Source organism: Desulfosarcina alkanivorans (genome assembly GCF_009688945.1).
GTDB lineage: Bacteria > Desulfobacterota > Desulfobacteria > Desulfobacterales > Desulfosarcinaceae > Desulfosarcina > Desulfosarcina alkanivorans.
This window is the reverse complement of sequence record NZ_AP021874.1, coordinates 158505-182384: the sequence shown is the minus strand read 5'-3', so window position 1 is coordinate 182384 and position 23880 is coordinate 158505. Positions and strand designations below refer to the sequence as shown.

At 61.2% G+C, this 23880-nt stretch carries 20 protein-coding genes; 8 read left to right on the top strand and 12 right to left on the bottom strand.

The window, feature by feature from the left end; translation table 11 throughout:
- Positions 1 to 29: 29 nt before the first annotated feature.
- The 10 genes from DSCA_RS00810 to DSCA_RS32205 all read right to left on the bottom strand — a co-directional run bounded on the left by DSCA_RS00810 (position 30) and on the right by DSCA_RS32205 (position 9808).
- Positions 30 to 1934, bottom strand: a complete 1905-nt coding sequence (locus tag DSCA_RS00810) for an ATP-binding cassette domain-containing protein (protein WP_155314642.1) — start codon at positions 1932 to 1934, stop codon at positions 30 to 32.
- Between the two features lie 222 nt (positions 1935 to 2156).
- Positions 2157 to 3296: a THUMP domain-containing class I SAM-dependent RNA methyltransferase gene (locus DSCA_RS00805; protein ID WP_155314641.1), complete on the bottom strand. Its 1140-nt coding sequence runs from the start codon at positions 3294 to 3296 to the stop codon at positions 2157 to 2159.
- Positions 3297 to 3355: 59 nt separating this feature from the next.
- Positions 3356 to 3655, bottom strand: coding sequence for a hypothetical protein (locus DSCA_RS00800; protein WP_155314640.1), 300 nt, complete (start codon positions 3653 to 3655; stop codon positions 3356 to 3358).
- On the bottom strand, positions 3652 to 5016 hold the full coding sequence (locus DSCA_RS00795) for a DEAD/DEAH box helicase (protein WP_231716345.1): 1365 nt from the start codon (positions 5014 to 5016) through the stop codon (positions 3652 to 3654). The genes DSCA_RS00800 and DSCA_RS00795 overlap by 4 nt, the downstream gene beginning before the upstream one ends.
- Before the next feature lie 423 nt (positions 5017 to 5439).
- A complete protein-coding gene (locus DSCA_RS00790) occupies positions 5440 to 5958 on the bottom strand; it encodes a C40 family peptidase (RefSeq protein ID WP_155314639.1) in 519 nt (172 codons plus the stop codon).
- Positions 5951 to 6655 (bottom strand): DUF6901 family protein, encoded by a 705-nt coding sequence (locus DSCA_RS00785; RefSeq protein WP_155314638.1) that lies wholly within the window; start codon positions 6653 to 6655, stop codon positions 5951 to 5953. Before DSCA_RS00785 ends, DSCA_RS00790 begins: the two co-directional genes overlap by 8 nt.
- A gap of 83 nt (positions 6656 to 6738) precedes the next feature.
- On the bottom strand, positions 6739 to 7974 hold the full coding sequence (locus DSCA_RS00780) for a lipoprotein-releasing ABC transporter permease subunit (RefSeq protein ID WP_155314637.1): 1236 nt from the start codon (positions 7972 to 7974) through the stop codon (positions 6739 to 6741).
- Positions 7975 to 8017: 43 nt separating this feature from the next.
- Positions 8018 to 8494 (bottom strand): GNAT family N-acetyltransferase, encoded by a 477-nt coding sequence (locus DSCA_RS00775; RefSeq protein WP_155314636.1) that lies wholly within the window; start codon positions 8492 to 8494, stop codon positions 8018 to 8020.
- Between the two features lie 136 nt (positions 8495 to 8630).
- Positions 8631 to 9467, bottom strand: coding sequence for an ATP-dependent sacrificial sulfur transferase LarE (gene larE, locus DSCA_RS00770; protein WP_155314635.1), 837 nt, complete (start codon positions 9465 to 9467; stop codon positions 8631 to 8633).
- 98 nt (positions 9468 to 9565) lie between these two features.
- Positions 9566 to 9808, bottom strand: a complete 243-nt coding sequence (locus DSCA_RS32205; protein ID WP_155314634.1) for a hypothetical protein — start codon at positions 9806 to 9808, stop codon at positions 9566 to 9568.
- A gap of 28 nt (positions 9809 to 9836) precedes the next feature.
- On the opposite strand from DSCA_RS32205, the gene DSCA_RS32200 reads away from it, so the two are divergent.
- The 6 genes from DSCA_RS32200 (at position 9837) to DSCA_RS00740 (ending at position 17914) form a co-directional block, all read left to right on the top strand.
- Positions 9837 to 11192, top strand: a complete 1356-nt coding sequence (locus DSCA_RS32200) for a histone H1-like repetitive region-containing protein (protein WP_197904704.1) — start codon at positions 9837 to 9839, stop codon at positions 11190 to 11192.
- 369 nt (positions 11193 to 11561) lie between these two features.
- Positions 11562 to 15011, top strand: coding sequence for a response regulator (locus tag DSCA_RS00755; protein ID WP_167527546.1), 3450 nt, complete (start codon positions 11562 to 11564; stop codon positions 15009 to 15011).
- A 10-nt stretch (positions 15012 to 15021) separates the two neighbouring features.
- Positions 15022 to 16074, top strand: a complete 1053-nt coding sequence (locus DSCA_RS00750) for a response regulator (RefSeq protein ID WP_155314632.1) — start codon at positions 15022 to 15024, stop codon at positions 16072 to 16074.
- 100 nt (positions 16075 to 16174) lie between these two features.
- Positions 16175 to 17047, top strand: a complete 873-nt coding sequence (locus DSCA_RS00745; RefSeq protein ID WP_231716344.1) for a 4Fe-4S ferredoxin — start codon at positions 16175 to 16177, stop codon at positions 17045 to 17047.
- Positions 17035 to 17232 carry an ATP-binding protein gene (locus DSCA_RS32365; RefSeq protein ID WP_231716343.1) on the top strand — a complete coding sequence of 66 codons (198 nt, stop codon included), beginning with the start codon at positions 17035 to 17037 and terminating at the stop codon, positions 17230 to 17232. Before DSCA_RS00745 ends, DSCA_RS32365 begins: the two co-directional genes overlap by 13 nt.
- Before the next feature lie 13 nt (positions 17233 to 17245).
- A complete protein-coding gene (locus tag DSCA_RS00740; RefSeq protein ID WP_155314631.1) occupies positions 17246 to 17914 on the top strand; it encodes a class I SAM-dependent methyltransferase in 669 nt (222 codons plus the stop codon).
- Between the two features lie 16 nt (positions 17915 to 17930).
- Here DSCA_RS00740 and DSCA_RS00735 read toward each other — a convergent pair whose 3' ends face one another.
- The gene (locus DSCA_RS00735; RefSeq protein WP_155314630.1) at positions 17931 to 19718 is read right to left on the bottom strand and encodes an adenine deaminase C-terminal domain-containing protein; all 1788 of its coding nucleotides are present in this window, start codon (positions 19716 to 19718) and stop codon (positions 17931 to 17933) included.
- Between the two features lie 516 nt (positions 19719 to 20234).
- On the opposite strand from DSCA_RS00735, the gene DSCA_RS32360 reads away from it, so the two are divergent.
- On the top strand, positions 20235 to 22574 hold the full coding sequence (locus DSCA_RS32360) for an ATP-binding protein (protein WP_231716342.1): 2340 nt from the start codon (positions 20235 to 20237) through the stop codon (positions 22572 to 22574).
- Between the two features lie 32 nt (positions 22575 to 22606).
- Here the strand turns inward: DSCA_RS32360 and DSCA_RS00725 are convergent, their stop codons facing one another.
- The gene (locus DSCA_RS00725; RefSeq protein WP_155314629.1) at positions 22607 to 22804 is read right to left on the bottom strand and encodes a hypothetical protein; all 198 of its coding nucleotides are present in this window, start codon (positions 22802 to 22804) and stop codon (positions 22607 to 22609) included.
- 68 nt (positions 22805 to 22872) lie between these two features.
- Here DSCA_RS00725 and DSCA_RS00720 point away from each other — a divergent pair, with 68 nt between their 5' ends.
- Complete coding sequence (locus DSCA_RS00720; RefSeq protein WP_167527545.1) at positions 22873 to 23580, top strand: sulfite exporter TauE/SafE family protein; 708 nt, start codon at positions 22873 to 22875, stop codon at positions 23578 to 23580.
- The last annotated feature ends 300 nt before the right edge of the window (positions 23581 to 23880 follow it).

The window sequence follows — 23880 nt, the reverse complement described above, 5'->3', positions numbered from 1 at the left end:
GGGCATTCCGGTCCGGCAGGTGAGCCGCCTTAGCGGGATTCCAGGTCTTCCCATCGGCTGAATGCGGACTCCAGATCCTTTTCCACCCGGGCCAGTTCATTTTTCACCCGGGCGATATGCTCACCGTCCTGCCGGTAAAAATCCGGATCGGACATGGTCGCGAACAGTTCCTGCTGCCGGTCTTCCAGGGATTCGATCCGCCCGGGCAGCGCTTCCAGTTCGCGCTGCTGCATGTATCCGAGTTTTTGGCGGGCCGTTGCCGGCGGCGGGTCTCCGTTCCCGGGCCGATCCGGTGCCTGCTTTTTCGGTTTTTCAGGCACCGGAACGGCGGATGCCGGCCGCTGGCTCAGCCAGTCGTCGTACCCGCCGGCATAGCCTTCAATCCGTCCGGGCCCTTCGAAAACCAGCGTGCTGGTGACCACGTTGTTGACAAATGTCCGGTCGTGGCTGACCAGCAGCACGGTGCCGCTGTATTCCAGCAGCAGCTCTTCCAGCAGCTCCAGGGTTTCCACATCCAGGTCGTTGGTGGGTTCATCCAGAACCAGAACGTTGGCGGGGCGGGCGAAAAGTTTGGCCAGCAGCAGGCGATTCTTCTCACCTCCAGAGAGCACCCACACGGGGGTACGGGACCTTTCGGGAGAAAAAAGAAAGTCCTTGAGGTATCCGATGATGTGGCGCCGCCGTCCGCCGACCTCCAGCATGTCGCTGCCCGCTGAGATATTTTCCTGCACGGTCTTGTTCTCATCCAGCTGCCCCCGCAGCTGATCAAAATAGAGCACCTCCAGGTTGGTTCCGCGTTTAATGCTGCCGCGGCGGGGCGGCAATTCCCCCAGCAGCAGGCGAATCAGGGTCGATTTGCCGGCCCCGTTGGGCCCCAGGATGCCGATACGGTCCCCCCGCATGACGGTGCAGGAAAAATCCTCGACGATGGGCCGGTCCCCGTAGGTGAAGGTCAGGCCCTTTGCCTCGACGACGGTTTTACCGCTGCGTTCGGCTTCATCCAGGGCCATGCGCACCCTGCCGGTGCGGTCCCGGCGGCTGCGGCGAATTTCCCGCAGCTTCTTCAATGCCCGCACCCGCCCTTCGTTGCGGGTGCGGCGGGCCTTGATCCCCTGGCGGATCCAGGCCTCCTCGGCGGAAAGCCGCTTGTCGAAGCGGCGGTTGCCCTTTTCTTCGGCCTCGAAGCGCTCCCTGCTGCGTTTCAGGTAGGTGGTGTAGTCACAATCCCAGGAATGCAGGATGCCGCGGTCGATTTCCAGGATGCGCGTGCCCAGGCGGCGGATCATCATCCGGTCGTGGGTGATCATGATCAGGGTGCCGCGCCACTTGAGCAGCACCGTCTCAAGCCAGTCGATGGCCGCCATGTCCAGGTGGTTGGTGGGTTCGTCGAGCAACAGGATATCCGGTTGCGCCACCAGTGCCGCGGCCAGCAGCACCTGCCGTTTCATGCCGGCGGAAAACGACCTCACATCGCCATCGGCGGCCAGCCCCATCCGGGAAATGATGCGCGCCACCTGCTGCTCGACCTGCCACCCGTCCTCGCTGTCGATGGTCTGCTGCAGGGCGGCCAGCTTTACCGGCGTGAAAGCGCCCGGGTCGTTGTCGGACGCACTCAAATCACACATGCGGCGATATCGGGCCAATCGCTCCCCCCGCGGCCCCATTCCCCGGCAGATCACGTCGAAGACGGTACCCTCCAGATGTTCGGGGACCTCCTGAGGCAGGCTGCTCACCGTGACCCCCTGGGATCGCATGACCTCGCCGCTGTCCGGTGTCAGGCTGCCGGCGACAATCCCCATCAGGGTGGTTTTGCCCACACCGTTCCGGCCCATCAGGCAGATCCGCTCGCCGGCGGCCACCGTCAGGTTCAACCGCTCCAGCAGGGGCTGAGCGCCGAAACTCATGCTGACATCACGAAGGGTTATCAGTGCCATTTTCTCGCTAATCGGATATGTTCATTAAAATCAAGGTCCCGCCGGCCTGTCGTTTCAATCCCTCAATCCCATCAAAACAAAAATCGCATTATCGACGGGTTCGTAAAAAAGCCGAGATCAAGGCTTGCGAATCCCGAGGAATGAGGTGTACTTACGGTACTCCGCAGTGACGAGGGATGAAGCGTAACGCAGATATCGGCTTTTTTACGAATCCGCCAATCCTCAGTACATCTCATACTTAACCAGCCGTCCATCCAGCCCGCCGTTTCTCAGCGGCTTCTTCCAGGACGGCTTCAACCCGATGCGTTTGATCATCTCCCGGTTGCCGAAATACACATACGCCGTCGATCCCTTGCAGCGCTGTTTGAAAAAGTCGCCCAGTTGCCGGTAGGTCTCGTCCAGGCCGTCCTGGGCGTTCATGCGGATGCCGTATGGCGGATTGCACAGGATGATCCGGTTCTCCAGCGATTCGATCTGCCGAAAATCGACCCGCAGGACGTTGACCCTGCGTGCCTGGGGGATCATTTTGCAGTTGGCCCGGGTCGCCGACACTGCCCGGGGATCGATGTCGCTGGCGTAAAAAAGCCGTTCCGGCAGCGGCCGGATCCGGCTGTCCGCCTGCTCTTTGACGATTTTCCACAACTGCGGATCGTAGTCCGGAAGCTGCTGAAAACCAAAGCGGGGGCGCAGGTATCCGGCGGGAATACGGCAATAGGCCAGGGTCGCCTCGACCACCAGGGTGCCCGACCCGCACATGGGGTCCGCCAGCGGGACCCGGCCGTCCCACCCGGACAGGCGCACCATGGCGGCGGCAACGGTCTCCTGCATGGGGGCGTCGACACTGCGCGTCCGGTATCCGCGGCGGTGCAGGCTGCCGCCGGAGGTGTCGATGCTGACGGTTCCCCTGTCCTTTTCCACATGCAGGTTGATCCACAGATCGGGGGTTTTGGGGTCCACATCCGGCCGCCGGCCGAACCGGTCGCGGAATTGGTCAACCACCGCATCTTTTAGCTTCAGGCCTGCAAACTGGGAATGGGGGACGGTGCTGCCGGCGGTGCTGGCAAAAACGGCGAAGGTCTGATCCACCCTGAAGAACAGGGACCAGTCGATGCCGCGGGCCGCCCGGTAGATGGCCGCAGCGTCAGGGCAGGCAAATGACTGGATCGGCGCCAGCACCCGGGTGCACAATCGGGTGCAGTAATTGATGCGGTAAAGTGAAGCCCGATCTGCCTGGAAATGGATGCCCCGGCGGGCCGGGCGGGTGTCGGTCGCGCCCAGTTCAGCCAGTTCTACCGCCCCGGTGGTTTCGAGGCCGTCGGCAATCTGGGCAAAATAACGATGGGTTTTGCGATCGTCGCTCATGGATGGGTCACCTGCGGGAGAGGGTCAATGAAGCCGATGTCGGGGTCGCGCAACAGACGTCAGCAATGCCCCTGGTTCCGGGATGGCAGGAGGGTTTTCACCACGTTCAGGCGGCGGGCGATCTCCGCCTGGATGGCTGACCAGAAACCGGGCTCATCGATCCAGGATTGAAACTCATCGGTGTCGATGCTGTTCAGCGTCTGCCGTATGCCCTCGTCCTCGACCGCGTCCATGCGCCTGAACAGCTCGTCCATGAACCGGTCCCAGACGGCTGGGTCGTTGAGCCGGTCTCCCGTGTAGGTCTCGTCCAGTCCGATAAGATCGGCCATGACATTGATCATGCAGTCACGTGGGGTCATGCAGGCGGCGTCCTTCTCGGCTTTCCGGCTCCGGAGCGCTTGGGGCGGCCGCCACGCTTGCCATATTGCCGTTTGGGACCGCCGCCGCCCTGGCTCGGTCGCCGTCGTCGTCTCCCCTGCCCGCCCCTGCCGGGACCGTGTCCGGGCTTGCCCTGGGAGCTGGGTTTGCGCCGTCGCGGGGCCGGAGGCAGTTCCAGATAGTGATCTTCCGGCGGAATGCAGTGAAGCGGCCGGCCGATGAACTCCTCGATGGCCGGCAGGTAGAAGGAATCCTCCTCGCAGGCAAAGCTGATGGAGGTTCCGGCCGCACCGGCCCGGCCCGTTCGTCCTATTCGATGAACATAGTCTTCGGGATCACGGGGCAGCGTAAAATTAACGACATAATCCATGTCTTCGATGTGAATGCCCCGTCCGGCCACATCGGTGGCCACCAGTACGCGGATCTTTCCGGCCTTGAATTGTTCCAGCGTCCGGATCCGCTTTTTCTGCGGCACCTCGCCGGACAGGACCGCACAGTTGATCCGGTAGCGGTCCAGCGTTTCCGCCAGGCGCCGGGTCTCATCACGCCGGTTGCAGAAGACCAGCACGCGCTGAAGATTCTTGCGGGTGATGATGTTGTAGGTCAGGGCAAATTTTTCATCGGTGGTGACGATGTAGACCACCTGGTTCACGGTGTCCACGGCCACCTGTTCCGGTTCGATCTCGACGGACACCGGGTCCCGCGTCCAGCTTGCACTCAGCCGTGTGACGTCCGGTGTGAGCGTGGCACTGAAAAACAGGGTCTGGCGCTTATCCTTGTGGGGTGTGCTGTAGACAATCTGGCGCACATCGGGGATGAATCCCATGTCGAGCATGCGATCGGCCTCATCCAGAATCAGCATCTCAACCCGCTTCAGGTCCAGGTCCCTGCGGCGCTTGAAATCCAGCAGGCGTCCCGGCGTGGCCACCACAATGTCCACCGGCCGGCCGTGCAGCTGCCGTCGCTGCTTTTCGTAGTCCATCCCGCCGAATACGCTCACGATGGTAAAGTGACAATGGGCGGCGAGAAGGTGGGCTTCATCGGCAATCTGCAGGACCAGTTCACGGGTCGGCGCAATGATCAGCACCCGGGGGGTACCGGGGGGTCTTTTCCCCTTGAGGGGATTGGCCAGCATCCGGGTAAGCACAGTAATGAGAAAGGCGGCGGTTTTGCCGGTGCCGGTCTGGGCCCGGCCGAACGCATCCCGGCCCTTGAGGGTTGCCGGCATGATCTCGGCCTGGATGGGCGTGCAGTATTGGAATCCGACATCGGCGACGGCATGCAGCACCGGATCGGGGAGATCCAGATCGTGGAACCGGGTCTTGCCCGGTTCCGGGGGCACCTGGAACTGATCCGGGTGCCACGTGACGGCCGGTGCGGGTGCCCGGTCCGTCTTTTTCCGCAGCGGTCTTTCGGGCGCAGCCTTACGTTTTTCATCCGTACCTTTGGGTCTGCGGCGTGCGGCGGGCGTTTGCTTTGGGCCGGTGCGAAGATCCGATTTTGCTGCGGGTGTCGGTGAGCCGTTCTTTCCAGAGGGTTCGGCAGTGTCGGGGCGATGGTTGTCGAATAGCCTGCCCCGTATGGCGTTAATCAGTTTTTTTATCAAAATTCAGCTAACCTGCAATTCCTTTCATCGCTTCAAACGGTTATTTGACCGGTGCACATGCACCGATGATCATCTGTATAAAAAAAGCGGGCCTGTTTCAGGGCCCGCAGCAATATACGAAGATCGACCGCGAATTGCAAGGGGTATCGGCCGATCGGCCTACAACAGCCGCCGGCCGGTCAGGTAGCAGCGGCGCCAGTAGCCGTCGTTCATTCGTGAAACCACCACCCCGTAGCGGGTGGATGTGTGCACGAATTCACCATGTCCCAGATAGATGCCGACGTGGCGGACCTTTGACCGGGGGGTGAAAAAAACAAGATCGCCGGCGGTCAGTTGCGCCTTTTCCACCCGCCGGCCGCTGCGCAAAAGTGCCGTGGTGGTCCGGGGCAACCGCCGGTCGAACAGGTCATCGTACAGGACCACCACCAGTCCCGAGCAGTCGATACCCCGGCGGCTCAAGCCGCCCATCCGGTGCGGCGTACCCAGCCAGGGCCGGATGCCGGCGCGCAGCACCTGCTCAGGCCGGAGGCGGCCTGCCGGCGAACGGGACGGCCCGGGGTCCGGTGGCGTGGTGGTGGCGCACCCGGCGGCCATCAGGGGCATCAGGATCCAGATCAGGCAAGCGACACGCCACCGGCGCATGAACCGGCCAGCATCCCGTGAAACGCCATCAGCCATCCGCCCCCCTTTCAAACAGGTGGGCGATGGTGGTCAGGCTGAAGTCCATCTCCATGGAGAGAAACTGGGACAGGGAGTGCAGGGTGATAATGGCGTTTTTATCCGCGTCCCGGTTTCCCAGGCTGCGGATGCGCGCCAGAAGGCCTTCGTTGACCCGCTGCACCCGGGCATAGCTCCGCTCGAGTTGATCGAAGTCAAAGCTGCCGACCCGCCCCTTTTTATATTCGAAATACTGGCCCAGCAGGAACAGGGACGTACTGCGGGCCGTTGTCTCTTCGACCGACGAAAAAGGCAGGTGAAAGCGGGCCATGGGTTTGAGAAAATTCATCACCGGGCAATTGCTGGTGGCCATCACGATCCCGAATACCGAGGTCAGCCCCTCCATGGCCGACGTTTTTTTGGAATAGGTCCGGTCACGGGTCTCACAGACGACCATACAGTTATTATGGGAAACGATATCCTTGAACCGTTCGACCAGGTCCGTGATGTTCACGGCAATGGGACAATACCGGTCCGTATTCGGGGAGAGCGGGCATCCCCGGCATTGCCGGTAGGAAAGCCGGGCCCACGGTGGATAAGGTTCAGGAGACGCCGGCGTCATGGTCAGGGTCACCGGATCCAGTGCGATGTGAAAACGGGACCGCTGGCCGTCCTCCAGTTCGATCTGATAGTTGAACCAGTATGCTTTTTCATTCATGGGCGTCTCTTTCTGAAAACAGGTTAAGGGACATGGATTCCTTACACTGAATTCAGAGCAAGATTCACGCCAACGGGCAATGCTCAACCGTAGCGAATCCCGTCCACCGGATCCAGGGCCGACGCGCTGGTTGCCGGGTAGAGCGTGGCCAGAAAACAGATCACCACCGTGGACAGGCCGATGATGATCACATCCAACGGCTGCAGGCTCACCGGCAGGGTCGTCAGAAAATAGACATCGCCGGGCAGTTTAATGAACGGGTACCGTTTCAGAATGCTGCAGACGACAAAGCCCATCAAACCGCCAACCACCGTTCCCAGACAGCCGATCACCAGCCCCTTGAAAACGAAAATCCGGCGGATGTGCCGATTGGTGGCCCCGAGGGTCTTTAAAATGGCGATATCCCGTGTCTTTTCCATGACCATCATGATCAGGGCGCTGGCGATGTTAAAGGCGGCCACGAGAACGATGAGCGTCAGGATAATGAACATCACCGTCTTTTGAAGCCGCAGCATGGAAAACAGGTTGCGGTTCATCTGCATCCAGTCCCGCGCCCAGAATGGAAAACCGATGCTGGCGACGATATCGTCGGCAAGGGTCCTGGCCTGATAAATATCGTCGACGCGCACCTCCAGGCCCGTGGCCTGCCCCGGCATCTGAAGCAGCCGCTGGGCGACATCCAGCCGGACGAAGGACATGGCCCCGTCATATTCGTTCATTCCGGTTTCGAAAATGCCGGCGACGGAGAACCGCATCACCGTCGGCATCTGGCTGGCCCCGGCCCCCTTTCCCAATGGCGATATGAGAAAAATGGGATCGCCGACGGCAACCTGCAGCTTTTCGGCGGTCACGCCCCCGACGATCAGGCCGGGAGCCTTTCCGGCGGATTCGTCGGGGGCCGCATCGTTGAGCACCCGGGCGAGGGGCCTGTTGTGCCGGACGACAATGGGCGGCCCCGGTCGCGATGGATCCAGCGCTTTCAACACCGCCCCCGTCACCCCGTGGGGGCTCCGCAGCATCACCTGGGTATAAACGAACGGAGAAGCCGAGCGGACCCCGTCGATGGATTCGATGGCGGCGACGGTGGCATCGATGTCCGAAACCGTTTCTCCGTACCGCATCACCAGCACGTGGGATTCGATGCCCAGGATGCGGTTTTGCAGTTCCGCTTCAAAGCCGGTCATCACGGCGATGACGACGATCAGGGCCATGACCCCCACGGCGATGCCGGCAGTGGCCAGAAACGTAATCAGCGAAATGAAAGCCTGTTTTTGCCGGGCCCTGAGATAGCGGGCGCCCACGAACCAGGTAAAGGACATGTCACCTTCCCTATGAAAAGTGAAAACGGCGCTTGCGGCCGGGTTAGGTTTTTTTTATGGGCGGCCGGTATATCCCCGGGGTCGATCCGGGTATGGGAAAGGCCCCGACGCAATTTTCAAAAAAGGTCATCGGCCCGGCGCCGCCGATAATGGCGTATGCATAGCCGGCATGGGCCATGTCGTTCAAGGTGGCCAGCAAAAGCGCTTGCCCGATGCCCTTGTGGCGAAAGGCGGGATCGATGCCGATGGGACCGAAAAAATTGAGACAGGTGCTGTCATGGCAGGCAAAGCCGGTCATCCGGCCCCCGGAAACGGAAATCATGCAGGCCAGCGGCTGGCGGGAAAAGGCCACATTGCACTCGGCGGCCCACCCGTCGCCGAACACTTTCTGCACCCACCCGACCACCAGGCGCTGTTCACTGGCCATGGCCCGGCGCACGACGATGTCTTGGTCCGCCAGGGCCGCCAGGCAGGGGCCCACATCGGGCAGGTCATACAGTTTAACGAGAAGATCGGTCATGGTTTCCTCTTGAAGATCAATGAAAAATCAGAATCATTATTCGCTCGGGTCCCGATTCCGTCCAGGGAGGTCTTTGTAAACGAGGATGCGATGAAGGTCAAATCAACCCGCCGCCCGCTTGCCCGGCCCGTCACCGTCACCGGGATTCGGCCGCAGGGTTGTCGCCCAGCGACCGGTTCATGCTCCCGGACACATGGCCTTCCAGGTCCACGGATACATGCAGAAATCCGATATTCCTGAACCGGTCGACAATCCGGCGGCGCAACGGCCCGGCAACCAGTTTCAATAGCTGGTCCACCGGCACTTCGATGCGGGCGACATCCCCGTGATGGCGCACGCGACAACCGGAGAAGCCTTCATCGGACAGCACCTGTTCGGCGCGGCTGACCTGCTCGAGCGCGGTGGTGCTGATGGCGGTGCCGTATGGAAAACGGGTGGCAAGGCAGGCCATGGCGGGCTTGTCCCAGACGAACAAACCCCGCTGCCTGGCAACAAGACGGATATCCGCCTTGGAAAATCCCGCATCCATCAGGGGTGCAACCACCCCCAGTTCCCGCGCCGCTTTCAACCCGGGGCGATAATCGCCCGGATCGTCGGCATTGGCGCCGTGGGCCAGATGGTTGAATCCTTTTTCCCTGACGACCGCCAGCAATAGCCCGAACACGGAGGTTTTGCAGATGTAGCACCGCTCCGGGGTATTGGCAAGAAAGTCGGCCCGGCGGAGTTCACCGGAATCGACGATGAGATGATCAACACCCAGATGGCCGGCGATCGCTTCGGCATCGGCCACTTCCTGCTCCGGGTGGATGGGCGAACGCGCCGTAACGGCGATCAACCGGCTGCCCAGAACGGCCCGGGCTTCGGCCAGCAGCAATGCGCTGTCCACACCTCCGGAGAGCGCCACCGCGAGACGGTCAAATTTCTTCAGCCCCTCTGTCAACAGGCGCTTCCTGTCCTGCAGCGATGGCTTCATAATCATCTTATTCCCGGCGTTGACGGGTGTTTACCGCCCCGGCAGACGCCCAAAAAATCATTTACAATCAGCACGCAATCCATTATAAGCGGTTGTTGTCACTCCGTTTCACTATAGGCCAATCCAAATACAAATTCAAAGGGGTTTTTCATGGGGAAAAAGAGTCTCATCAAATCGACTTCAAAAAAGAAGCGTGCGCCGAAAAAAGCGGCTTCAAAGGCCAAACCGAAGAAAAAAGCGCCGGCTAAGAAAGCCGCTCCAGAGAAGCCGAAACCGGCAGCCAAGTCCAAACCGACCCCCAAACCGGCAAAAAAAGCAGCGCCGAAAAAGACCGCTCCCAAGAAAAAGCCGGTTTCGGTGAAGGACCTTTTGAAGAAAAAATTTGATATCGTTACCCCCACCGTTTTGTATACCGTGCCCGCCAAGATGGTCGCCAAGTCGACATTCACGGCACCCGAACGCCTGGCCGGGTTTAACGCCGATGATACCCAGCGCATTAAAGGGCTTCTGGCCAACGTATACAGTGAAAAGGATTTGAAAGCCGCCGCAGAGAAGGCTGCTGCAGAGAAGGCCGCTGCGGAGAAGGCTGCTGCAGAGAAGGCCGCCGCGGAGAAGGCTGCTGCAGAGAAGGCCGCCGCGGAGAAGGCCGCCGCGGAGAAGGCCGCCGCGGAGAAGGCCGCCGCGGAGAAGGCCGCTGCGGAGAAGGCCGCCGCGGAGAAGGCCGCCGCGGAGAAGGCTGCTGCAGAGAAGGCCGCCGCGGAGAAGGCTGCTGCAGAGAAGGCCGCCGCGGAGAAGGCCGCCGCGGAAAAAGCCGCCGCGGAGAAGGCTGCTGCAGAGAAGGCCGCCGCGGAGAAGGCTGCTGCAGAGAAGGCCGCCGCAGAGAAGGCCGCTGCGGAGAAGGCCGCCGCGGAGAAGGCGGAAGCGATCAAGAATGCCGCCGCCCAGAAGTCCGATGTATCGGTTTCCTACGAAACGGCCAAGGCCCCGGCCAAGGCCCAAAAGCCGTCGGACCCGGTGGACAATTCCATCAAGCTGCTTGCCGCCGGCCTGGCGTTCCTGATCCTGCTGGTGGTGGGCGCCAGCGCGTCCAACTCTTTCAAATATTACCTGGCGGAAAACCAGGGCGCCCTGGAGGTCTGGAAAGGCAAATTCGCACCCCTGGGCAAAAAGATGCTGATCGCCCTGCCCGGCGTCCCGGCGCCTGAAGACCTAAAAGGCACTTACCGTTCGGATGATGTCTACCCGCTGGTTTTCGCGTACTACATCGACAAGGCAGACGCCCTTCTGGACGTACCCGGCATTCCGGATTTCGAAGGCATCAAGGCCACCCTGAAAACCGCCCTTGAATACGGATCAACCAGCGCCCTTAGGGACGCCGCCTACGTCCGGCTCGATAACATCGACCGGTTGATTCTCACCTACAAGGCCGACGTGGCCGCCAGCAGGGGAACGATTGAGGACCTGACCGCGGCCATCGGCTTTCTCAAAGATGCCGACAAGCTGACCACGGACAAGGCCCAGGAAGAAATCAACGCACAGAAGATTGCCGCCCACCTGGCGACGATCACCATGCTGGAAGAACAGGCTGCCGCCGCCGAAGCGGAAGCCGAGCAGGCCGCCGCCGATGCTGAAGCCGAGGCGGAGGCCGCCCGTCAGGCTGAAGCCGGGGCTCCGGCCAGCGAGGACGCCATCGAGGCCCCCGAAGCCGCTCCTGACCACCAGTAACCGCTCACCCCACCCGAGACCGCACCAACGAGGGGAAACGCCGGATGCATGCCGGCGCTTCCCCTTTTTTTTGTTTCTCCATCCCAGCCGCCACGTTCATGGCTTTCGGCTCGCGTGCCCGCCTCCCCGCAATCGCAACGCCGCGACAGTTGCCGTCCTGGCATCCGGATTCGGATGCAGCGTCCTGCCCGGGAAGGAGGTTGTGTTTTCAGCCGCCAGAAAGTATCTTTAAAGAGTGTGATTGCCGGGATATCCATGGCCACATCCTGCTGCGCCCGCCTTGCGGCAACCGGATGGTCCGCCCCGGCCGTCATGCCCGACGGCACCACCAGCAGGCCGACAGAAAAATTAAGCCGGGAACCAGGTTCGATGAAGCGATGCGACCCCCATAAATACGGAATCGGCGTGCTGGCCGTCGTCCTGTTTTCGGTCCTGGCCGTCGGAAACCTGGCCGTGGGCGCCGCTGGGGCCGAAGACACGCCGCTGACCATCGGCGTGCTGGCCATCCGGGGGCGGCAGCAATGCCTGGCCCGCTGGTCGCCCACGGCCGACTACCTCACCCGGCAGGTTGCCGGCCCCCCGTTCACCATCGTTCCCCTGGCCCATGACCAGATCTATTCGCAGGTGGAAAAGGGAGCGGTTGACTTCATCCTGGCCAATTCGGCATTTTACGTGGGCGTGGAGCACTGGTACGGGGCCAATCGCATCGCGACACTCAAAGAACGGCACGCCAGCGGCGTGTATACCCGCTACGGCGGCGTGATTTTCTGCCGCAGCGATCGAACAGATATTCGCACCCTCGACGATCTCAAGGGTAAATCCTTCATGGCGGTTTCCGAATTCTCACTGGGCGGGTGGCTCATGGCCTGGCGGGAATTCCAGGCGAACGGGATCGATCCCCACCGCGATTTCAAGGCACTTCATTTTGACGAAACCCACGACCGGGTGGTGGCGGCGGTCCGGGACCGCCAGGTCGACGCCGGAACGGTGAGAACCCATACGCTGGAAGATCTCAGCGCCCGGGGCCGGATTGACCTGGCCGATTATTTTGTGATTCCGCTGCGGGATGACAAGGGCACGCCGAGGCCTTATTCCTGCAGCACGCGCGAATACCCCGGATGGCCCATGGCCAAGGTCAGGCATACCTCCGACGGGCTGGCGGAAAAAGTGGCCGTGGCGCTGCTGCAGATGCCGCCGGATTCACCTGTGGCACGGGCGGCCGGTTGTGCGGGGTGGACCACCCCGCTGAACTATCAGCCGGTTCACGACTGCCTGAAGGAATTGAACGCAGGGCCATACGCGGACCCGGGGGAAATCTCCTTCGCGGATGTACTGCACAGCTACGGGCATTTGATTTTTTTTGCCTGTGCGGCCTTTTGCCTCCTGGGTGCCTTTACCCTGGTGGTCCTGAAACTCAACCGCAGGATCAAGGCCTCCCATGTTCGCCTGATGGTTGAAATGAAACGGCACCAGAAAACGGACCGGGAACTGAAGCAGGCCAAGGAGCTGGCCGAAACCGCCACCCGGGCCAAGAGCGAGTTTTTGGCCAACATGAGCCACGAAATCCGGACCCCCATGAACGGCGTCATTGCCGCCACGGATCTGGCCCTGGGCGAAGCGGTGGCCCCCCGTGTCGCCCACTACCTGAAAATCATCCAGAGTTCAGCCTACTCGCTGCTGGGCATTATCAACGACATCCTGGATTTTTCCAAGATCGAAGCCGGCAGGTACGAACTGAGGGAACGCACGTTCAGGCTGAATGAAGTCTTTGACCGGGTCCTGGAAGTGTTCCTCGGCAAGGCGTCCGAAAAAGGCATCGAACTGCTGGTCGATATCGACCCGGACACCCCGAAAACCGTCAGCGGCGACCCCCTGCGCCTGCAGCAGATCCTGACCAACCTGATCAGCAACGCCATAAAGTTCACCGAACCGGGCGGCGTGATCCTGCTGGATGTCCGGGAACCATCGGAACCGATGGACGATGTGCCGGCGGACGGGGTGGTGCTGGCCTTTTCGGTCAAGGATACGGGCACCGGCATCGCCCCCGAATACATCGATCGGCTTTTCGATCCCTTCAGCCAGGCGGATACCTCCTCGACGCGGCAATACGAAGGCACCGGCCTGGGGTTGAGCATCTGCAAACAGCTGGTAACGATGATGGGTGGCGACATCGGCGTGCAATCCGAGGTGGGCCGGGGCAGCACCTTTTTCTTTACGGTGCGGTTGCGTCGTCCCGAGGACAGGCCGGTGGTCAAACTGGAAGTGCCCCCTGACATTCAGGGCCTGAACGTGCTCGTGGTCGACGACCTGGCCGACAGCAGGACCATCATGCGCAAAATGCTGGTCTCTCTGGGATTCAGGGTGGAGGCCCTCTCTTCCGGGCCGGAGGCCCTGAGCCGGCTGAAAGACAACATGATGCGCAACAATCCGATCGAACTGATCATGATGGACTGGCGGATGCCCGGGATGGATGGCATCGAGGCCTCCAGAATGATCCGCCGGGAGTTGAAGCTGGCCATGCCCATCATCATGATGACGGCTTTCGGCGGCCAGGAACAGCGCATCAAGGCGGAAAAAGAGGGCATCAACGGATTTCTGACCAAACCCATTTACCCGTCGACCCTGTTCGACGCCATCATGGACGGTTTCGGCAAAAGCGGCGTCAAGGCGGCCGGCTGGAAGAAACCGTTTACGACCAGGGCCTCCATCTATCGTGCGCCATTGAAAGGAATCCGGATTCTGGTGGCCGAAGACAACCCCACCAACCAGCAGGTGGCCCAGGCCATACTCGAAGGGGCCGGCATCGCCGTCTCCATCGTCAGCAACGGTGAAGCGGCCGTGCAGGCCGTCCGGCGCGCGCCGTTCGATGCCGTACTGATGGACATTCAGATGCCCCGGATGAACGGCTACGAAGCCACCCGGCGGATTCGTGAACTGCCCCGGGGCGCGTCCCTTCCCATTATTGCCATGACGGCCCATGCCATGAAAGGCGACGAGGAGAAGTGCCTTGACGCGGGAATGGATGGCTACATCGCCAAACCGGTCAACCAGGATCGCCTGTTCCACACCCTCTGGCGATTGTTGCGGACCCGCGAGCACGCGTCGGCATCCACGGCAGCGGAAGACGCAGGGACCGGCGCTGGAAAAGGATCCCCGGACGCCCGTCGTCAGCCGTCCGGGCCGCCGATTGACCACCGTGGCCGCCTTCCGTCCCGGCTGCCCGGGATCGACATTGCCCGGGCAAGGGAAACCCTGGATTTGGACGGCCCCACGCTAAGACGCATCCTGATCGGGTTTGGTGCGGACAACCGGGATACCGCCGGCGAAATGAACCGCGCCCTCACCGGCAACGACCTGGAGATGATGCGTCAGCTGGCCCATGGCCTGAAGGGAAGCGCCGCCAACATTGGCGCCCACCGGCTGCACCAGGCGGCCGGTGCGCTTGAAACCGCCTGTGACGGCATCCCGGCGACGGACGTCCGGCCGTCTCATCTCGAAGGCCTGGTGGCCGGCGTGTCGGCCAGTTTGAATCAGGTGCTCGAATCGATCGCCTCGCTGACGGAAACCGGGCCCGGCGATGCCCTCCCCGAGGCGTCCGCCGAAACCGGCATGCCCCTTGACGACCTCCTGGCCCGGCTGGCCGACGCCATCGACCGGGCCGACCCGGAAGCCATTTTGAAAACCATGCCTGCGGTCAGGCAACACCATGCCGGAGGCGAAGGGGTCGACGCGACCGATCTGGACACGCTGGAACAACAGGTCAGGCGCTACGACTACGACCAGGCGCTGGAAACCATCCGCAGGATTCGCGCAAGCTGACAGGAGCCCCATGAAACCATCACGCCCCTTGGTCCTGATCGTGGACGACAACCCGACCAACATTGACCTGCTGGTCAACACCCTGACGGCCGAGTACCGTCTGGGCATCGCCAAAAACGGCCCCAACGCCCTGGCGTATGCGGTCAAACATAAACCGGATGTGGTGCTGCTGGACATCATGATGCCCCGGATGAGCGGCTACGAAGTCTGTGCGCGATTGAAAGCCAACCCGGATACCGCGCCCATTCCGGTCATTTTCATCACCGCCATGAGTGAAACCGAGAGCAAAACGAAGGGCTTTGAACTGGGAGCGGTAGACTATATCACCAAGCCCTTTCACGCGGCGGAGGTCAAGGCGAGGATTCGAACGCACGTCTCCCTCGAAGCGATGCGCCAGCAGCTGGAAACCCAAAATGAACAGCTGGCGCACCAGGTGGAACAGAAAACAGCCGAAATCCACGAAATGCTCGACGCCAGTATCCGCAGCATGGCGCTGATGGTTGAAATCAGGGATCCCTATACGGCCGGCCACCAGCAGCGGGTGGCCCAGCTGGCCTGTGCGATTGCAGGCCGGATGGGGCTTGAAGCGGAAACGATCGAAGGGCTTCGGATTGCCGGACTCCTGCACGACGTGGGCAAGATCCGCATCCCCGTCTCGATTCTCAGCCGGGCCGGCAGCCTGCTGCCGGCCGAGTTCGAAATGATCAAAATTCATCCCCAGGTCAGCTTTGACATCCTGAAGGGCATCCCCTTCCCCTGGCCCGTGGCCCGGATGGTGCTCCAGCATCATGAACGGCTGGACGGCTCGGGCTACCCGCAGGGACTTTGCGGCGACGAGATTCTGCAGGAGGCGAAGATATTGGCCGTTGCCGATGTCACCGAAGCCAACAGCTCTTTCCGGCCCTATCGGCCGGCCCGCGGAATCAAAGCGGCCCTGGCGAAGCTGGCCCAGCACAAAGGCACCCAATACGACGCCGACGTCGTCGCGGCCTGCCGGGATCTGTTTGCCGGCAACCACTTCACCTTCGACTATGATAACGTCGCGGCCGCACCCCCGGTCTGACCCCGGTGGCCAGCCATTGACAACCGTCACGGTTTCCATTAGTTCGCATAGCCAGCACGCCCGTCCGACAACCGATCGTTTACCGACCAGAGGAGTCGTCATGACCGCCCCCATTTTCCGTACGTTGCAGGAACGGCTCGATCTTTATTCCATGGGATTCCCCGCCACGGCTTCAGGAATCGAAATCGATATTCTGCGCTATCTGTTTTCCGAGGAGGACGCGGCGATGTTTCTGGCTCTGAGCCATATGCTCGAGACCCCGGAATCGGTGGCCGAGCGACTGGGCCGCCCGGCTGACGACGTGGCGGCCCGGCTGGACGACATGGCCGAGCGGGGGCTGCTGTTCCGCATCAGAAACGATGCCGGCGACCGCTACGGCGCGATCCCGTTCGTGCACGGCCTGTTCGAGTTCCAAGTCAAAAATCTCGATCGGGAACTGGCTGAAATGGTGGGGCAGTATTTCGAGGAGGGATTCGAAAACGCCATGCAGGCCGGCGCGGACTGCTTTCTGCGCCCCATCCCCGTCCACCGGTCCATCGATGCACGGCACCATGTGGCCAGCTATGACGATGCCGTTCAAATCCTCAAAAGCAAGCCGCGTATCGTGGTGACCGACTGCATCTGCCGAAAACGCATGCAGGTGGTCGACCAGGGGTGCGGCAAACCCCTGGAGGCCTGTTTCATGTTCGGTTCCATGGGGCAGTACTACCTTGATCGCGACATGGGCCGGGAGGTGTCCCTGGAGGAAGCCGTGGCGATCATGGACCAGTGCCGGGAAGCCGGGCTGGTCACCCAGCCGGCAACCGCCCAGAACCCTTCCGGCATGTGCAACTGCTGCGGCGTGCTGACCGCCCTGAACAAGCATCCCAGGCCGGTGGAGCTGGTGATGGCCAACCACCTGGCCGAGAGGTGTCAAGCGATGATTGCACGGGCTGTGAAGCCTGCCTGGCGCGCTGCCAGATGGGTGCCCTGACCATGGGCATGGAAGAGACGGTCCGGGTCGATCCGGACCGCTGCATCGGATGCGGCCTGTGTGTCGTCACCTGCCCCACGGAAGCACTCCGGCTGATCCCGAAAGCCGGTGCGGACTGCCGCATCCCGCCCACCAGCATGGCCGAGCAGATGATGCTGATGGCTAAAAAACGCCGGCTCATCTGACCGGTTGTCAAAGATGCCGACCCCATTGAATACGCCCCGCTGCCCCCTGTGCCGCGGTGAACGTGCGGATTTATTCTTCGAAGACCAGCGAAGGCGCTACCTGCGCTGCCGGCATTGCCGACTGGTCTTTGTCCCCCGATGCTACCGGCCCGGCCCCGAAGTGGAAAAAGCCGTCTACGATCTGCACCAAAACGATGCGGGAGACCCGGGGTATCGCCGATTCCTGTCCCGGTTGGCCAGGCCCCTGGCAAAGCGTCTGAAGCCCGGGCAAAAGGGGCTGGATTTTGGCTGCGGGCCGGGACCGACCCTGTCGGTCCTGCTGGAGGAACAGGGGCATGAGGTCGATCTGTATGACCCGTTTTACTGCAACGACCCCTCCGTGTTCGACAGGACCTATGACTTCATCTGTGCCACTGAAGTCGTGGAACACCTGCACGCCCCCGGCAGGGAGTTTGAAGCACTGTTCCGGATGCTGGCCCCGAACGGCTGGCTGGGGATGATGACCAAACTGGTGATCGACCGCCACGCCTTCGCCAAATGGCACTATATTCGAGATGTAACCCACGTCTGTTTTTACAGCCGCGCCACATTTGCCTACCTCGCCCGGCGTTTCGATGCCCGCCTCCACATGATCGCCGATGACGTGATCCTGCTCCGCAAAGCCGCCGGCGATACCGCCTGACCGTCTGGCATCCGGGTCAGCCGCTGTCAACGGAAGCGGGGTCGGACAGGCATCCGGCCGTCCGGCCGGTCTTCAGGTCCACCAGCCCCTCTTCACAGATGCGGAAAAAGGGAATCGCCGCCCCGGTCAGGGCGATCAGCGACAGGAGCGGGTCGGGAAACGGGCATCCCCGTTCCCGGACGGCGGCCTTCAGGTCCGCCAGACGACCGGCAAGGGTCTCCATGGGCAGGTCGGAAATAACGCCCAGGACCGGCATGGGAATCTCCTGGACCACCCTGCCGCCGTCGCACAGCACGGCCCCGCCCTGCATGTCGGAGATCCGGTTCACCGCCAGGGCCATATCCGTGTCGTCGGTACCCACCACGATGATGTCGCAGGTATCCCAGGCACTGCTTGCGGCCAGGGCGCCGCGGGCCAGACCGAAGCCGTGAATCAGGCCGGTGAAGGTCCGGCCCGGGCGGCGGGTCCGATCGATTGCCGCCGCCTTGAGGATATCCCGCGCCGGGTCGCATGGGATCCGGCCGTCGACCACCGGCATGTCAAAGGCGGCCGCCCGCGTCACCAGGTCGCTGACCATGTCGATCACCCGAACGGAGGCCGTCGACGGATGGCCGGGCGCCGGGATGGCAAAACGCCCGGGGTCCATGGCGGCGTCGAGGTGAACCGTGGTGCGGCTTTGCGCCGAGTAGGCGTGCACCCGCGGCGCCACGAGCATATGTCCCCCTTCGGCCACCACCCGGCCGTTGCTGATCACCCACTGCGGATCGATGGTTCCGAGGTCCGGCAGGACCAGCATGTCGGCGCAGCGGCCGGGGGCAATGCCGCCCGTCATGCCGTCGATGCCGAAATGTTCGGCCACGTTGAGGGTCGCCATCTGCACGGCGGCGACCGGATCGAATCCGCAGTCGATGGCTTTCTGGAGCACATGGTCCAGTCCGCCTCTGGCAATCAGGTCGTCGGGGGCCACGCCATCGGTCGACAGGATCAACCGCCGGGTATCCACACCGGTCCCGGTGATCTTTGAAATGGCCGCCAGGTCGCGCCGGATGCTGCCTTCCCGGATCATCACATGCAGGCCCAGCCGGATACGATCCAGGACGTCCGGGGCGCTGATGGGTTCGTGGCATGATGAAATGCCTGCGGCCACATAGGCGTTCAGTTTTTTCTCACTGGCACCGGCCGAGTGGCCCTCCAGGGTCTTGCGCTGCCCGCGCACGGCGGCATAGGCCGGCAGCAGCGAGTCGGGCTGCTGCATCAGCGCCTGCCAGTATGACTCGCCCAGCCCCAGCACATCCTCACGGGAAACCAGCAACGCCAGGTCCCGGTCGGCAATCCCCGCCGTCGCCCGGCTGACGGACACCATGGCCGGCGCCGTGCCGAATAGCTTGATCGGCTGGTCCGCAAACGATGCCAGCACATCGACCACGCCCTCGACACCGGCCACAGGATAGGCCTCCAGGGTCTCCGAGATCACGGTGGTGGTGCCGCCGGGCACCAGGTACCGCAGGTATTCGGAAACCGACGCCAGCCAGACCAGGTGGGTATGGCCTTCGATGAGGCCGGGGATCACGATCTTTCCACCGGCATCGAGAACCTGCGTCCGGGGGCCGATGCTGGCAGACGCATCCCGGCCCACATAAGCGATCCACTTTTCGCTGACCGCAATCTGGCTCCCGTCCAGAATTTCTCCAGTGTAGACATTGACCATGCGGGCATTGACCACGGCCAGATCGGCGTCTTCACCTCCAAGGGCGACGGCCAGCAGCCGCCGGGCCTGGTCTTCAGCGGGTATGAACGATTTCATTTTTCAGGCTCCTCCGGGCAGGTCCGTTCAGTCAGTATTTCTCACTCCGGCACGACCGGCCCCGGCTGCGCAAACAGGGCCTCACCACAATGGCCGGATTCCATGGGGTCATATCACAACTCCCATGCATTTGTATTCATCTTCTCCCGGTTTTTTCCCGGCCGGCTGCCGCCCCGACCGATCGGAGGCCCCTTGTATCCGGGCTGAGGCAAGACATCAGAAGCCGGATGACAGGGAGACGGCGGCGGCCTGTCTTCACCGGAAGGATCAGGCAGCCAATCCTTCCTTGACGAATTCCGCCAATTCTGGAAGGTAAAAGGATAAGGGCCGCTTGACGACGAGGCACCCGGGAGCCGGGTCCGGGTGTCCGGGCGGTGACCATTTCCGGCGCCCCCTTCCAGCCCGACGGGTGGCCATTTTTTCATGTGACGGGTTATCGTCCCGGATGTTTGCCTCCCCAATGCCGCAATGCAGGTGCGCCCGAGCAGAACCAATCGGAAAAAACAGGATATCCCCATGACATTTTATTGTCCGGTGACAGGGCTCGAGGTTCTCTCCGATCCGCAATGGAATAATCAACAAGTCAGCAGCACCTTCACTGCCAATTTCCGGGTCATCGATGATTCCATCATCTACAGCGCGCCCGAAGGGTATGCGGATGTGGAAGGCGTACGCAACTCGCTGGCGCTCAACGACAAAATCGCCGGCCTTGTCTCAGGAGGCCGGGGCCCATACGTTCAAATTGAAGACTATACCTTTTTAACGGGTTCGGAATCGGAAGCGCGAAGAAATTTCTCCCGTGCACTGAACGATAACAGCAGAGGGTTGAACTTAATTTTCTGCAACTTGTCCCATCCCCTGTCCATCGCGGTAAAGATCGGCAAACGATTCAACACCACCGGCAAATACATTCATGTCGCCGGGAACTACCGGGAAGCGGTCAACCTGGCATTGAAGATCAACGGCAAAAAGGAACGGCCGGCCGCAGGCCTCCCGATAGATATTTCCGGCCGCCATGATCCTGAAGAGCGTCATCTGAGGCCGGTTGAAGTTCTTGCAGACGAGGCCTGGAACGTGCGGACACCAACGTTCGCCAACGAGATGGTGCTGATTGACCAGTGCATTTTGCATTCGACGTCGACGGGACGCCTTGAATTCCAGCACCTTCCTCTCATCGGGCGTACCCGCGACCTCTGCAACCGGACGCTGTCCGGAAATGGCGGCATCCGATACATGGTCGTCGATGCCGGCCGGCTCGAGGGAGGAAGCCGATCGGCACGCATAAAGTACGTGCAGTCCCTGAAAGAATGGCACCAGCGGTCTCCGATCAGTATGTATATCGTATATGGTGCCAATACATTCATGAAAACCGCCCTGCATCTGAACCGACCGTCCCTGCCCTTTAAAACGAGAATCGCCGGGGATATCAGCCATGCATTCCGCTTAATCCGCGACGACCGGTCCGGACCCGTCTCCGGGACAGCGCCGCAAAAAGAAAGAAAAAAGCCGGTCGTTCTGCATTACGAAGAGATCGAAAACCTGATGGCCTTGATCGGCCGGGTCAACTGGGATGTGGAGGGGATCGATTCCGATTTCGATATGGCCGAGGATCATCCGCTCTATTTCCTGTATCAATCCATCCTTCTCATCAAAGAGGAATTCGATTCGGTCTACAAGGAGCGCAAGCTGTTTGAGCAGCAATTGATAAAATCCCGGAAAATGGAAGCCATCGGCACCCTGGCAGGCGGCATCGCGCATGATTTCAACAATATGCTGGGCGTCATCATGGGCCATGCCGAACTGGCAACGATGCAGATAACCCCCTCCCACCCGGCACGTCACGATCTCAGGCAAATCAGCGAAGCGGCGCAGCGGTCGGCGGATCTCACCGGGCAGTTGCTGGCCTTTGCAAGAAGGCAGCCGGCAAGGCCCAAGGTGCTTGACCTGAACGACACCATATCGGGCATGCTCAAGATGCTCCGGCGGCTTATCGGCGAAGACATGGATCTTTCCTGGATGCCCGGAGCCAACCTGTGGGCGGTCAAGATCGATCCCGCCCAGATCGATCAGATCCTGACCAATCTGTGCGTTAACGCGCGGGATGCGGCCGTCGGGGTGGGAAAAATCACCATCCAGACTGAAAACGTGGTGGTCGACGAACAACACTGCGCCACCCATGCAGGCTGTATTCAAGGCCGGTTTGCGATGCTGGCGGTCAGTGACAAGGGCAGCGGCATGGACGAGGCGACGATTGAGAATCTTTTCGAACCGTTTTTTACGACCAAAGAGGTCGGCCGGGGGACCGGGCTGGGCCTGGCGACGGTGTATGGGATCGTGAGGCAGAACAATGGCCATATCAGCGTTCAGAGCGAACCGGGACGCGGCACCACCTTCCGGATCTACCTCCCCCGAACGGCCTCGCCCGTCCAGGAAGAAGGAGAACCCGAACGCCGGGCCGTCGCCAGGGGAACGGAGACCCTGTTGGTGGTGGAAGATGAGCAATCCATCCTCGACCTGTGCAAGGACATGCTCGAGCGATACGGATACACGGTCCTTGCGGCCCGCAACCCTTCGGAAGCGATCAAACAGGCATCGCTCAACAGGGATTCGATTCACCTGCTGGTCACGGACGTGGTCATGCCGGAAATGAACGGAAAGGAGTTAAAAGCGCGCATCGACACACTCATACCGAATCTCAAGGTCCTGTATATGTCTGGGTATACGGCCGATGTGATCATCCACCAGGGCATTATCGAAAACGATGTCCATTTCCTCCAGAAACCGTTTTCGGTCCAATCCCTGACCGGCAAGGTCCGGGCGGTCCTGGAGGGGGACCGGACCGCTGCCGGGCAGTGATTTTGACAACGGCGAAGGGCCGTACGGGATCATCACACCAGCGGGGCATGCATGTGAATCAGGGACCGGCGGCGGTGTTTCGCCAAAAACAATGAGCGTCCGCAACGATGCGCCAGGCCATTAAATCCTTGATCGGCGCCATGGATCGGAATATCGTCCGGGCAGATGAAGCCGCCAAAAAAAGATTGGGGGATGCACGCGTCGACAAAACGGGTGTTCCAGCCTGTCATGGCCGCTTCCCACCCCATGGAACCACCGGAGGTGACGCATAAACCATATCTTCATCCCAATGATCGGCATGCTTGCCTTTTTCCTCAAAGGGGTCACCGGAACAGGCACCACGACGGTGATTGTCGCCCTGTGTTCTCTGATCATGGAACCCAAACTGACCATCGTGCTGGCGTCGTTCATCAACATCTTTGGCGGGTTCAGCATGGTTCGGATCGATCCGGTCCGCCTGGCTCCGCGATACTGGATGCCCATCGCGGCACTCATGGTGGCCGGTTCCGTATCGGGCGCCGCGGCCCTCAAACATATCCCCAACCATCAATTTCAGTTAATTCTGGGAGCGGCTTTTCTGCTGACGGCCCTGTGGTTTCTTTTTCGGGTTCCGCCGTCCCGGGACACCGGGCATCCTCCCGCCGGCGCAAAAGCGATGGATCTGGGCGTGGGCACCCTGGCCGGCTTTTGCGGCGGGTTCATCGGCATCAACGCGCCCCCGTTGATCCTTTACTTCAGCCGGCATCTCGACAAGCGCCACCTCAGAAGGCTGCTGGTTCTCATTTTTATCCCCGCGGCACTGGCACAGACGGCCACCTTTATCGTCAACGGCCTCTTTGAGAAAAGAATTTTTATCTGGGGCCTGCTGATGTTCCCCTCCATGCTCGCCGGCATTTATTTAGGCAACCATACCTTCCACCGCATTTCGGAGATCCGGTTTCGGCGCGTGCTGGGGATCTTCCTGGTGGTTGTATCGGCAAGGCTGATACTGAAGGGGGCCATATAGGAACCTCAAAAAAGAGGGGCAGTTGACCGGTTTTCGCACACGAGCCGGGTGGATACAGGTTAAACCGCCCTTCTTTCATGAGCCGGGCCAGATGATCCTGCCAGTCGAGCATGATGCCGTCAGCCACCGGTTTGAACCGGCCGAATTCAAGCCCCCCCTCTTTTCCACGACGGATATCGTGCGCTCCCGGACCTGGTAACAGATGAATCGACATTGGCCTCATGGGTGATCCGCCGGGCATAGGTCGCTGGCAGCACTTTTATCTTTTGAATTCCTTGGAGTTCCCTTCACTTTTCATTT